The sequence below is a fragment of the Plantactinospora sp. WMMC1484 genome, from assembly GCF_049315195.1.
GTDB lineage: Bacteria > Actinomycetota > Actinomycetes > Mycobacteriales > Micromonosporaceae > Plantactinospora.
This window is the reverse complement of the sequence record NZ_CP186055.1, coordinates 6,845,945-6,858,629: the sequence shown is the minus strand read 5'-3', so window position 1 is coordinate 6,858,629 and position 12,685 is coordinate 6,845,945. Positions and strand designations below refer to the sequence as shown.

General features: G+C 73.6%; 10 protein-coding genes. 7 read left to right on the top strand and 3 right to left on the bottom strand.

Annotated elements, in window-relative coordinates:
• Positions 1-21 precede the first annotated feature (21 nt).
• Entirely contained in the window at positions 22-3,420 is a 3,399-nt protein-coding gene (locus ACN28C_RS29480) for a S8 family serine peptidase (RefSeq protein WP_422770763.1), read from the bottom strand.
• A 147-nt stretch (positions 3,421-3,567) separates the two neighbouring features.
• A complete protein-coding gene (locus tag ACN28C_RS29475; protein ID WP_422770762.1) occupies positions 3,568-4,710 on the bottom strand; it encodes a hypothetical protein in 1,143 nt (380 codons plus the stop codon).
• Between the two features lie 666 nt (positions 4,711-5,376).
• On the opposite strand from ACN28C_RS29475, the gene thyX reads away from it, so the two are divergent.
• The 5 genes from thyX to ACN28C_RS29450 all read left to right on the top strand — a co-directional run bounded on the left by thyX (position 5,377) and on the right by ACN28C_RS29450 (position 11,237).
• Positions 5,377-6,120, top strand: coding sequence for an FAD-dependent thymidylate synthase (thyX, locus tag ACN28C_RS29470; protein WP_422774853.1), 744 nt, complete (start codon positions 5,377-5,379; stop codon positions 6,118-6,120).
• A 46-nt stretch (positions 6,121-6,166) separates the two neighbouring features.
• A complete protein-coding gene (dapA, locus tag ACN28C_RS29465) occupies positions 6,167-7,087 on the top strand; it encodes a 4-hydroxy-tetrahydrodipicolinate synthase (protein ID WP_422770761.1) in 921 nt (306 codons plus the stop codon).
• Between the two features lie 64 nt (positions 7,088-7,151).
• The gene (locus ACN28C_RS29460) at positions 7,152-8,840 is read left to right on the top strand and encodes a ribonuclease J (protein WP_422770760.1); all 1,689 of its coding nucleotides are present in this window, start codon (positions 7,152-7,154) and stop codon (positions 8,838-8,840) included.
• 196 nt (positions 8,841-9,036) lie between these two features.
• Complete coding sequence (locus ACN28C_RS29455; RefSeq protein ID WP_422770759.1) at positions 9,037-10,740, top strand: S1 family peptidase; 1,704 nt, start codon at positions 9,037-9,039, stop codon at positions 10,738-10,740.
• A 98-nt stretch (positions 10,741-10,838) separates the two neighbouring features.
• Complete coding sequence (locus ACN28C_RS29450) at positions 10,839-11,237, top strand: DUF2784 domain-containing protein (protein ID WP_422770758.1); 399 nt, start codon at positions 10,839-10,841, stop codon at positions 11,235-11,237.
• Positions 11,238-11,241: 4 nt separating this feature from the next.
• Here the strand turns inward: ACN28C_RS29450 and ACN28C_RS29445 are convergent, their stop codons facing one another.
• A complete protein-coding gene (locus ACN28C_RS29445; RefSeq protein WP_422770757.1) occupies positions 11,242-11,439 on the bottom strand; it encodes a hypothetical protein in 198 nt (65 codons plus the stop codon).
• Between the two features lie 395 nt (positions 11,440-11,834).
• Here ACN28C_RS29445 and ACN28C_RS29440 point away from each other — a divergent pair, with 395 nt between their 5' ends.
• Both ACN28C_RS29440 and ACN28C_RS29435 read left to right on the top strand, forming a co-directional pair.
• Complete coding sequence (locus ACN28C_RS29440; RefSeq protein ID WP_422770756.1) at positions 11,835-12,149, top strand: hypothetical protein; 315 nt, start codon at positions 11,835-11,837, stop codon at positions 12,147-12,149.
• Positions 12,149-12,649 carry a hypothetical protein gene (locus ACN28C_RS29435; protein WP_422770755.1) on the top strand — a complete coding sequence of 167 codons (501 nt, stop codon included), beginning with the start codon at positions 12,149-12,151 and terminating at the stop codon, positions 12,647-12,649. Before ACN28C_RS29440 ends, ACN28C_RS29435 begins: the two co-directional genes overlap by 1 nt.
• Positions 12,650-12,685 lie beyond the last annotated feature (36 nt).

The window sequence follows — 12,685 nt, the reverse complement described above, 5'->3', positions numbered from 1 at the left end:
TGTCGAAAACCCCGGCCGACGTCAACCGATCTTGTACGCCCGGATCACCGTCTGCGTCACCGTGTTCCCGGTGGTGTCGGTGGCGCTCGCCCGCAGCGAGACGTATCCCGGCTCGGCCGGGTGCCGCAGCACCGCCTGCCCCGCCGTCACCTCCGCCGGAGCCCAGCTGACCCCGTCGTCGTACGACACCTCGACCGTCAGCGTCTCGTTGGCGCCGGCTCCCGAATCCGGCTGCGCGGTGACGGCCACCGGGACGGTGCCGGTCTGCCCGGCCGGGGTGCTGTTGTCGTTGTCGACCCGGGGCGAGAAGCGCACTGTCGAGATCGGCAGCCGGACCGGCGTCTCCCCGTCCACGTGTCCGGAGCGGAAGGTCCAGGTCACCCCGACCCGGGTGGAGAGCGTCGCCGGCCCGCCGCGTTCCGCCGTCATGGTCAGCCGGTAGTCGCCGGCCTCCGGCGGCAGCTCCACCGTCCCGTTCACCCCGTCGAGGTCGGCCAGCACCTTGCCGTCGCGCTCCAGGGTTATCCGGCCGGTGGCGATCGACGAGAAACCGGCCCGGCCGACGCCGTCGCCGTAGAGCGGGGCCTGCACGGTGAGGGTGTCGCCGAGCCGGGTCACCCACTGGTGCTCGTACGGCGGCGCCGCCACCGTCGGCCCGAAGACCCCTCGGCTCCACTGCTCCTGGTACGACTGCCCGGCCCGGTACGCCATCGGCGGCGCCACCAGACTCGTCAGGTACGCCTGCTCCGCCCCGGTCCCGGTCGTCTCGTCCACCGACCGGAACCACCGGGCCCGACCGTCGGTGTTGTAGTACTCGATCCTGGTCGACGGCAGAGGGAACGTCATCGCATGCGCGAAGCCGCCCATCACCGACTCCGGCAGCACCGCCCAGCCCAGCTTCCGGCCGCTGCTGCCGGAGGACTCGTGCCCGTGGTCGGCCCGCACGGTCGCCAGCTCGGCGGCGGTCACCTGTCGGGTGAAGCCGCTGGTCATCCGCCCTTCGCCGATCCAACAGAGCAGGTACGCGTACGAGTGGTCCGCCGCGTCGGCCGGGGCGAAGGTGGCGGTGGTCCGCGAGACGAACCCCTCGGCCGCGACGTCCGGCCCGACCCGGCCGATCCGCAGCTTCCCGAAGGTGGCGCCGAGGGTGCCCACCTCGACGGTGCGCCCGGCGGCCAGCACGCTGGTCGCCAGCTCGGCGAAGACCTGCCGGGCGCCACCGGCCGGCACGCTCACCGTGAGCGGCCGGCCGAGCCGGGCATCGAGAACCACGCTCCGGTCACCGTCGACCACCAGCTCCGGCTGGGCGAGCACGCTGGTCGGATAGCTGCCGTCGGCGCCCGGGCTGGTGATCGCGGTGAGGATCGAGTAGCGCCCCTTCGGCACCCGGAGGGTGGCCGTGCCGTCGGGGGTTCCCGGCACCGAGATCGAGTGACGGACGTCCAGCCCGCCGAGCATGCTCAGGTGGCCGTTGGTCGGCTCGCCGGAGTGACCCAGGTGCGAGACGGTGACGTCGTAGCTCTCCACCTCGCGCTCGATCGCTAGCGGGATGGGCACTCCTGCCCCACCGCCGACGACGCTCGCGGTGAGCTGGCCGGTGAGCTGCCCCACCGGGCCGGCGGTGCCGGCCGTGTCGGCGGTGACGGTCACCTCGGCGGAGCCGCCCGCCGGCACGGTGACGCTGCTCGGTTCGACCGTGAACATCCCGGCCGGTACGGCCACACCGTCCGGCGCCGCCGCCCGTACGCCGAGGCGCAGCGTCACCGGCTCGCTGCCCACGTTCTGGTAGCTGACCGTGCGCCGGACCGGTGTGTCGTCCTCGTGCGGCCAGGACTGCCGGCCGAAGCTGAGGCTCGGCGGGTCGGCGCTGACCTCCTGGTCGACCGCCCTGGCCACGTCCAGCCGCCCGGCGCCCTGCGCGAAGACGCCGAGTTCGGGGTCGGGCCGGGCAGCGGCCATCAGCGCGGCCTTCAGGTTGGCCGCCGGCAGCTCCGGTCGCCGCTGTGCCAGGATGGCGGCGGCCCCGGCGACGTGCGGGGCGGCCATCGAGGTGCCGGACATGCTGATGCCGCCGCCCGCCGGTACGTCCGTCCCGGAGTCGATGCTGCGGGCGGCGACGATGTCCAGGCCGGGTGCGGTCAGATCGGGCTTGATGGCACCGTCGCCGAGTCGGGGACCCTGGCTCGAGAAGCCGGCGAGCTGGTCGGACTTGCTGACCGCGCCGACCGCGAGCGCGGCGTCGGCGGTGGCCGGCGAACCGACGGTACTCGCGCCGGGGACGTTGCCGGCGGCAACCACGAAGAGCGTCCCGTGCGCCTCGGTCAGCTCCGCGACGGCCTGCTCCACCGGGTCCACCCCCGGGGCGTCCATTCCGGTCAGGCTCATGTTGACCACCCGCGCGCCGGACTCGGCCGCCCACGCCATGCCGGCGATGATCGCCGACTCGGCGCAGCCGCCGGCCGCGCAGACCTTGCCGTCGAGCAGCCGGGCGCCGGGGGCGACGCCGGTGAACCGGGCCGCGCCGGTGCCGGCCACCGTGGACGCGACGTGGGTACCGTGCCCGACGACGTCCCGGTCGTCCTCGACGTCGTCGGTGAAGTTGTGCTGCCCGGTCACCTGTCCGGCGAGGTCGGGGTGGGTCTCGTCGATGCCGGTGTCCAGCACCGCCACGGTGACTCCGGTGCCGTCGAACCCGGCGGCCCAGGCGGTCGGCGCGCCGACCTGCGGGACGCTCTCGGCGAGGGCGGGATGGCGCAGGCCGTCGAGCCAGACGGTGCGCAGCGGCGCGGCCATGCCGGGCCGGGTCGGCTCCGCCCCGGTCAGGTCGGCCCAGAAGTCGGGCAGTCCGGCCCGGTCCACCGCGATCGCCTGGCCGGCGACCGTGGGCAGGTCGCGGACCAGTCGGGCGCCCGCGCCGACCATCACCCGCTCTCCCTCGTCCCGGGCGTCGGCACCGGCGTACGTGACCAGCAGCGGCAGGTCACCGCGGCGGTCGTAGCCGAACTCCAGCAGGGCGGTGACGTCGAAGAGCCGTTCGTCCAGCCGTCCGCTGCGGAGCAGGGCGAGGGCGTCGGTCGGGATCACGTGCAGCCGGTCGCCGACGCGGCGGGTGAGGAAGCCCATCCCGGTCCGGCCGGGTCCGGCCTCGACGCTCGCCTTGAGATCGGCGGTGACGGTGACCCGGTCACCGGTGATCAGGCTGACGGTCCGGGTGCCGGCGCCGGCCGGCGGATCGGCCGAGGCCGGCTCCACCGGTGTGTGCTGCCCGGTCGCTGCGGGCAGGCCGGTCGCTGCTGGACGGTCGGTGCGGTCCGCCGGCCCGCCGGTCGCGGCCGAGGCCGCCGGCGGTGCCGGTACGCCGAACGCGAGCACCAGGGCGAGACTGGCTACTCCCCGCGTAAGCCTCCTACGTGTATTCATGGTGTGCCTCCCTGGATACCGGTCATACCGGTACGCTCCAGATAGACCGAAGCACACCACCGGGGACAGCGGCAACATAGACGTCCATAGATTGAGATGGTCGCCTGACCGCGCGGCGACCGGCGCCGACCCGGGTGCTTCCGATGGTTACCGACGCTGCTCCGCCGCGCCGGGCCGCGGGCCGCGGGCGTGCGCGGAAAGCTGCCGCAGCACGACGCCGTCCACCCCGAGGACCGCGCCCAGGGCGTGCAGTTCGGCGTCGGTGGGCGTCCGTCGGGCGGTGAGGATCTCCGCAACGGCCGCTGCGGTCAGCCCGGCCCGGACGGCCAGCTCGGTGATGGTGGTCCGACCGAGCTCCGCGTATGTGCAGAGATACTGGGCCAGTGCCCGGTGCGGCAGCGGTGCGGCCGGATCGACGTGCCGGGAGAGCTGCCCGAGCGGACTGCGTTGCCGCCCCTGCAGCGCGGCCGACAGCTCGGCGGCCCGGTCCGGATGGGTGCCGGGCGCCTGGATCAGCAGTATCTGCACCGTCAGGCGGGCGCAGTCGGCGCGCAGGTCCGCGATGTCGATCGCGATGTCGCGGCCGGGCCACACCTTTCCCGAACCGCTGCCGCGCGCGTACTGCCCGGCGGGCTGGTTGGCGTCGGGGCGGGCGTCACCGACCGGTGCGGTGTTCGGAGCACGCCCCCGTACGGGTGCGCGGTGCCGCGCGGGTGCGGACGCGTTACGACCGCGCACCGTCCTGTCCGGACCGACGGGCCCGGCCGGCCCGGTGAAGCCGTCCGAACCGGCGAACCCCGCCGGATCGGCGAGCCGGTCTGGACCGGGCAGCTTGTCGGAAGCGGCGAGCCCGTCCGAGGCGGCGAGTCTGTCCGGAGCGGCGAGTCTGTCCGGAGCGGGAGGCTTGTCCGGAGCGGATCTGTCGGGGCGGGTCGGACCGGATGCCGGTTGGGCGGCGTGCCGGGTGGCGGCCTGGTAGAGGGCGGCTGCCTCGGCCCGGATCCGGTCCCGTGGGGCATGCTCCGGCAGGCAGCGGATGACCATCTCGGTGGTGCGCCATGGCGGTCCGTGCCGGTAGCGGCCGGAGAGGTGCTCGGAGAGGGTCTGCCGGGTGTAGCCGGTCGGCAGGATCGCCCGGGCAGCGGCCGTACGCAGGACTTCCGCCTGTCCGCCGGCCAGTTCCGGACCGGCGACGAGGTGCCGGACGTACAGCGTGTACGCGGCTGCCTCGGCGCTGGCGCAGCGAGCGCGGATCGTGTCGTCGTCGATGCCGGGTGGTCCGGGGGGCATGTCGGTCGTCCTTGCCGGGAGGAGGCGTCTGCGACAGCGGGGAGCCTGTCGGAAACGCGGGGTAGGGCGGCGGTGCTCTTTTCCGACAGTCGACGGGCCGGCGAGAGTAGCTGCGGCTCCTCGCCGGCCCGACCGGCTGGCGGGCGGGCCGTGGTCCTTCGCGCCGGCCGGTCGGCAAGCCCAGGTCGGGGCGGAGGACCACCCTCCGAAGATACTGATCGTGGAAGGTCGATGACAGAATGCCTCATCGTGCCCGACTGTGGGGAGCCGGGTTGCTGATCGTTGCTGCGGCTGCGGCAGCGGCTGTGGCTGCGGCTGCGGCAGCGGCAACGACGAACGCCCGGGCCCGGACCCGAGCCCTCGCCAGGGCCGACTCCCCGCCTCGGCCCCAGTCCCAGCTCCAACCCGGGTTCCGGTCCCGCCCTCGGCACCGCCGCCGGGCCGCCGTGCGCTGGCCGGGTCACCGGTGACGACCGTGGTGATCCCACGGGGACTCGACCGCCAGTTCTGTCTGGTTTATCCCTCCGTGGGGGGATCACGCCGGACGGGCCAGGACGCCCCGCCGAGCCGGTCGGCCGGCGGGGCCGGATGCCAGGGGAGAATCGACGCCGGCAGGGGGTGGCCGGGACGGCCTCGGGGACGACTAGAGTCCCAGGAATGCCGGAGATGGTGGTCCCCCAGGTCAAGGTCATCGCGTGGACGCACTTCGAGCCACCGGAGGACGTGCCGTGGTCGACCGACGCCGACGGAGGCCAGGCGCTGGCCGAGTTCGCCGGCCGGGCCTGCTACCAGTCGTGGCGCAAGCCCAACCCGGCCACCGCGACCAACGCGGGATATCTCGCGCACATTCTGGAGAGCCAACATCTCTCCGTGCTGGAGCACGGCTCGGTGACCTTCTACTTCACCGGCGTGTCGCGCTCGTTCACCCACGAGCTCGTGCGGCACCGGCACTTCTCCTACTCACAGCTCTCCCAGCGGTACGTGCCGGAGCGCGAGGCCGCGATGGTGGAGCCCGCGGTGATCGCCGAGGATCCGGAGCTGCACAAGCGGTTCGTGGCGGCGGGCGAGGCGAGTCTGCGGGCCTACAACGACCTGCTGGAGGGGCTGGAGCAGCGCTTCGCCGACGTCGAGAATCCGACACTGCGCCGAAAGCAGGCCAGGCAGGCCGCCCGGGCGGTGCTACCGAACGCCACCGAGACCCGGATCGTGGTCACCGGCAACTACCGCGCCTGGCGGCACTTCGTGGCGATGCGGGCCACCGAGGGCGCCGACGTGGAGATCCGCGAGCTGGCCGTCGAGTGCCTGCGGCAGCTCCAGCGGGTCGCACCCAACGTCTTCGGCGACTTCACCATCAGTACGCTGCCGGACGGCAGCGAGATCGCCACCAGCCCGTACGCCCAGTTGTCCTGAACCCTTCCCCGCCGGCCGGGCGGCGGCAGTCCGATAGGTTGTTCGCATGACCCACCACCCTGCCAACGCCGACCGGGCGGCACCCCGCCCGTTCGGGCGCCTGCTCACCGCGATGGTGACCCCGTTCGCCGCGGACGGCTCGCTCGATCTCGACGGCGCGGCGCGGCTCGCGGCTCACCTGGTGGAGGAGCAGGGCAACGACGCGCTGGTGGTGAACGGCACCACCGGCGAGTCGCCGACCACCACCGACGCGGAGAAGGAGCGGCTGGTCCGCGCGGTCGTGGAGGCAGTCGGCGACCGGGCCAAGGTGGTCGCCGGGGTCGGCACCAACGACACCCGGCACACCATCGAGCTCGCCGGTGCCGCCGAGAAGGCCGGGGCGCACGGGCTGCTGGTGGTCACGCCGTACTACAACAAGCCACCCCAGGCCGGCCTGATCAGGCACTTCACGGCGGTAGCGGACGCCACCGCCCTGCCGGTGATGCTCTACGACATCCCGCACCGCAGCGGCGTGCCGATCGCCACCGAAACCATGCTGCGCCTCGCCGAGCACGAACGGATCGTCGCGGTCAAGGATGCCAAGGGCGACCTGGTCGCCAGCTCGTCGGTGACCGGCCGGACAGAGCTGGCCTACTACTCCGGCGAGGACGCGTTGACGCTTCCCGCACTCGCGGTCGGTGCGGTCGGCCTGGTGGGCACCTCGACGCACCTGACCGGGGCGTTGACCAAGCAGATGATCGAGGCGTACGAGCGGGGAGCTGCCGGCGAGGCGCTGGCCCTGCACCGGCGGCTGCTGCCGCTCTTCACCGGGATCTTCCGTACCCAGGGCACCATCTTGGTCAAGGCGGCTCTGGCCGCCCGGGGCCTGCCCGCCGGGCCGGTACGCCCGCCGCTGGTCGACGCCACCGCAGACGAGATCACCCAGTTGCGCGCGGACTGCGCCGCAGCAGGTCTGGAGCTGCCGTGATCAGGACCGGAGTTGTAATGATCGGGATCAGCGTCATCGGACGGGAGCGAAGCGGGGCGGCGGTATGAGCCAGCCGGGAGTGGAGCTGGAACTGCCGCCGGAGCTGCCCGAGGGCGGGCTCCGGATCATGCCGCTGGGCGGGCTCGGTGCCATCGGGCGGAACATGACCGTCTTCGAATACGACGGCAAGCTGCTGGTCGTCGACTGCGGGGTGCTCTTCCCCGACGTCGAGCAGCCCGGTGTCGACCTGATCCTGCCGGACTTCACGGCGATCCTGGACCGGCTCGCCGACGTGCAGGCGATCGTGCTCACGCACGGGCACGAGGACCACATCGGCGCCGTGCCCTACCTGCTGGCGCACAAACCGGATATTCCGCTCGTCGGCTCGCAGTTCACCCTCGCCCTGGTCGAGGCGAAGCTTGCCGAGCGGCGGATCGAGCCCTACACGCTGACCGTGCGGGAGGGCGGCCGGGAGCGGCTGGGCCCGTTCGAGTGCGAGTTTTTCGCGGTCAACCACTCGATCCCGGACGCGCTCGCGGTGGCGCTCCGGACCCCGGCCGGCCTGGTACTGCACACCGGCGACTTCAAGATGGACCAGCTCCCGCTGGACGGCCGCATCACCGACCTGGCGGGCTTCGCCCGGCTCGGCGCCGAAGGCGTCGACCTGCTCCTCTCCGACTCGACCAACGCGGAGATCCCCGGCTTCGTCACCCCGGAGCGCGAGATCGGGCCAGTGCTCGACTCGATCTTCGCGAAGGCGCGCGGCCGGATCATCGTCGCCTCGTTCGCCTCGCACGTGCACCGGGTGCAGCAGGTGCTGGACTCCGCCGCGGAACACGGCCGGAAGGTGACCTTCATCGGCCGGTCGATGGTGCGCAACATGGGGATCGCCCGCGACCTCGGGCTGCTCCGGATCGAGCCCGGCCTGGTCGTCGGGCTCGACGAGGCGACCATGCTGCCGCCGGACCAGATCGTGCTGATGTCGACCGGCTCGCAGGGCGAGCCGATGAGCGCGCTGGGCCGGATGGCGACCGGCGATCACCGGCACATCACGGTCGCCCCGGGCGACACGGTGGTGTTGGCCAGCTCGCTGGTGCCGGGCAACGAGACATCGGTCTACCGGGTGATCAACCAGCTGTCCCGGGCCGGCGCGACCGTCATCCACAAGGACGTGGCCAAGGTGCACGTCTCCGGGCACGCCCCGGCCGGCGAGCTGCTCTATCTCCTCAACGTCGTGCGGCCGAGCAACCTGATGCCGGTGCACGGCGAGTGGCGCCACCTGCGGGCGCACGCCCGGCTCGGCATCGAGTCCGGCGTCGCGACCGACCGGGTGGTGCTCTGCGAGGACGGCGACGTCGTGGACCTGGTGGAGGGGCATGCCCGGGTGGTCGGCCACCTCCGGAGCCGGTACGTCTACGTCGACGGCCTCGCCGTCGGCGACGTCGGCGAGTCGCTCCTCACCGAGCGGCGCATCCTGGGCGACGGCGGCTTCATCTCGGCGACCGTGGTGGTCGACTCGGTGACCGGGAAGGTGGTCGGCGGCCCCACCGTCTCCGCCAAGGGCTTCTCCGACGACCCGGAGGCGTTCAGCCCGGTGATTCCGCTGATCACCGAGGCGCTCGGCCGGGCCGCCACCGAGGGGATCACCGACCCGCACCAGTTGCAGCAGATCGTCCGCCGCACGGTCGGGCGCTGGGTGAACGACGCCTACCGACGGCGCCCGATGATCGTTCCCACCGTCGTCGAGGTCTGACACCCCGAACCCAGGCTGTTAGGAAGGGCCCCCGCTACAACAGAAAGCGATAAGAAGGGGCCCTTCCTTCTACGGGTGCGGGGCGCTGTCGGTTCAACCGTTCGGCTGTGAGATTGTCCATTGTTGATCCGTTCATCGTCGGGTGCCCGTCGGCCGTACCTTCCCGCGGGCTGCCCGATGGTGAAGGAGGCGATCGATGGATCGCGGACGCGCGACGCGGAGCCGGCGGAGTACGGCTGCCGGTCGGCGGAGCACGGCACAGCGGCGGGGAATCGCGATCGGCGTGTCCGTGGCGACCGTCGCCGGTCTGGCGGCGGTCACCCTGCCGGCGCTCGCCGAGGATGATCCGCCGCGGCCGGAGCCGGGGTCGGCCGGGCCGTCCCAACAGGTCGTCGACGCGCTGCGCCGGGACCTGTCGCTGACCGAGGCGCAGGCGCGCGCCCGGCTGGACCGGGAGCGGTGGGCCCGGGGGACCAGTCAGCGACTGCGCGCCGAACTCGGCTCCGGGTACGCGGGCACCTGGCTCGCCGCCGACGGCAACCGGCTGATGGTGGCGGTGACCGACGAGGCGGACGCCGAGCGGGTCCGCGGCGCCGGCGCCGAACCGAAGCTGGTCACCCGCAACGCCCGGCAACTCGACACCGTCAAGGCCGGTCTCGACCGGATCGCCGACGAGGCCACCCCGGACGTTGCCGGCTGGTACGTCGACGTGTCGAACAACCGCGTCGTGGTACGCGCCCAGCCCGGCACCGAAACCGCCGTCCGGCAGTTCGTGCGGGCCAGTGGCGCACCGGAGGGCGCGGTCGAGGTGGTCGCCTCGGCGGAGGCCCCGGTGCCGCTGATCGACGTACGCGGCGGCGACCCGTACCTGATCGACGGGCGGGCCCGCTGCTCGATCGGCTTCTCCGTGGTCGGTGGCTTCGTCACCGCCGGCCACTGTGGAGCGCCGGGAGCCACCACCAGCAGCCCGGACGGGGTCGCCCAGGGTGTCGTGGCGGCCTCCTCCTTCCCGGGCGACGACTGGGGCGTGGTGGAGACCAACGACGACTTCGTCCCGCAGCCGGTGGTCAACGACTTCGCCGGCGGCACGGTGAGCGTCGCCGGTGGGCAGGAGGCGCCGGTCGGCAGCTCGGTCTGCCGCTTCGGCTCCACCACCGGGGCACGCTGCGGCGTGATCGAGGCGCTGAACGCCACGGTCGTCTACCCGGAGGGCACGGTCACCGGGCTGACCCGGACGAACGTCTGCGCCGAGCCGGGCGACTCCGGCGGCTCCTGGATGTCCGGCGACCAGGCTCAGGGGGTTACCTCGGGCGGCTCCGGCGACTGCACCGTGGGCGGCACCACCTTCTTCCAGCCGCTGACCGAGATCCTCGAGGTCAACGACCTGACCCTGGTCACCACCGAGGGCCCGCCGGCGCCGCCGTCCGAACCGCCGGCCGCCACCGAGCCGCCGGCGCCGACCGAGCCGCCCGCCGCGACCGAACCGCCGCCCGCCGCGACCGAACCGCCGCCCGCCGCGACCGAACCGCCGCCCGCCGCGACCGAACCGCCGCCCGCCGCGACCGAGCCGCCGGGCCCGCCACCGGGTTCGGAGTGCGCCGGGCACAAGGCGCTGAAGACCGCCACCCTCGGGGCGGGCCGGCGCCAGGTGCAGCCCGCCGGCCGCTACTTCCGGGCCGGGCACGGCCGGCACACCGGCTGTCTGGACGGTCCGGCCAGGGCCAACTTCGACCTGGTACTCCAGAAGTGGAGCCGGGGCGCCTGGCGGACCGTGGCCGTGGCCGCCGGCCCGACCGCCGACGAACGGATCTCGTACGCCGGTACGGCCGGTTTCTACCGCTACCGCGTGGAGTCCCGGCGCGGCTCCGGAGACTACGTGCTCGGCTTCTCGCTGCGCTGAACGTCGTTCCCGGTGCACCGGCACGGCCGGCGGGCTGAGTGTTCGTACCCGGTCCGCCGGCCGCCCGGCTGGGTAGCCTTTGCCGCAGGAGGGCGGCGATGGGTTACCGGCTGTTGGTCACATTGGTCCTGACGCTGCACTTCGGGTTCCTGGCCTACCTGGTGGTCGGCGGGTTTCTCGCCTGGCGCTGGCCGAGGACGATCTGGCTGCACGCCGGTGCGGCGGCCTGGGGCGTGCTGGTGGTCGCCGCCCAACTGACCTGCCCGCTCACCTACCTGGAGCACTGGGCGCGGCGCCGGGCCGGCGAACACGGTGTGGGGCAGGGCTTCATCGACCGCTACATCGAGGGCGTGGTCTATCCCGAGCGGTACGCCGCGCTCGCCCAGGCACTCGTCGCCGTACTGGTGCTGGTCTCCTGGGCCGGCCTCCTCCGTCGGCTCAGGACGACCGCCCTGCCGCGACCACGGAGGCGGCTGTGGTGGCGAGGGTCGCGCTGACCGGTCATGGCCGCCCCGGCGGCCGCCCCGGCAACTCGTCGTCGGGCGGCCGCCACTCGTCGGCGGGCGGTGAATCCGCCGGCAGCGGCACCGGACCGGATGGCCGGCGCTCGGCCAGCCAGCCGGCGATCCGGCCGGACTGGTGGCCCGTCCCGTTGCGGGCGTCGAACCGACCGGCCAGGTCCTCGGCGGTGGCCGTCAACTCCGCACCGAGCGCGGCCACGGTGAGGTCGGCGGCGTGCCGCTGCGCGTACCCGGGACGGTGGACCGGATATCGCGCGAAGCCGTCCGCGCCGGCCAGCCGGCAGAGCAGCGCCCCGGCGGCGGCGAACTCCAGGGCGGATGTCTCGTCGTACGGCTGGTCCAGCGCCGGCAGATGCCGGGCGAGGATCTCCAGTCCGCGTCCGTGGTGGCCGGCCAGGGCACAGAACCGCAGGTGGTCGGCGAGGAAGGGGAAGCCGTCCCGCTCCCGCCGGTGCCGCCGGTAGGGCGCGGACGTGGGCGTCGCCCGCCTCGTCGTACCGGCCCAGCCTCAGGTAGGCCAGCTGGATGGTGCCGAGGGCGCGTTCCGGCTGGTCGGGACAGCAGTATGCGCGAGTGAGCAGCGGTGCGACGATCTCCAGTGCCTCGGTCCAGCAGCCCCAGCCGACCAGCAGGCGTGCCTGGTCGGCCGCCTCGCAGTCGGCGCAGCCGCCGGACTCGTCGACGGCCGCGGCCCGCCATCGCGCCAGCCACCGGCGGGCGGTCGCCTCCGCACCGATGTGGTCGGCGATCCGGCAGCGCAGCGCGTACACCGGACGCCGGCTCTGCCCGGTGGACCCGAGCCGGCGCTCCAGGTCGTCGAGGGCGGCTCCGGTGCGGGCCAGCCCGATGCGGGAGGTGCCGCAGAGCGCCGCCACCGCCGTCCGGTGATGGCGGCGCAGCTGCACGGTCTCCGCCGGGTCGAGCACTCCCGGTGTCCGGTCGGCGGCGGCGAGACACCACTGCACGGCCGGCAGCATCCGCCACGGCTCGACCCGCCGCTTCACCTCGACCAGGGCCAACCGGGCCGCGACGCCGACCCGAACGTCCCCGGCGGCGTCGGCGTACGCGACGATCCGGTCCAGGTCCGCCATCTTGGCCGGGCCGTCCGGCTGGTCTCGGGCGTCGGCCAGCGCGGCGAGCAGCCGGTCGAGGCTCACCTGGCCGTGCAGGTGCGTCGGGTCACCGTGCAGGCGGGTCCGCGTACCGTGCAGGCGGGTCCGCGTACCGTGCAGGCGGGTCCGCGTACCGTGCAGGCGGGTCCGCGTACCGTGCAGGCGGGTCCGCGTACCGTGCAGGCGGGTCCGCGTACCGTGCAGGCGGGTCCGGTCATGGCGGGTCTCCGTTCGCGGGTCGGGGCCGGCCGGACGAGATTTTACTCAGGGTTATGACATGGAGACGGTCGTGCCGCGCCCCGGGTGCGCCGG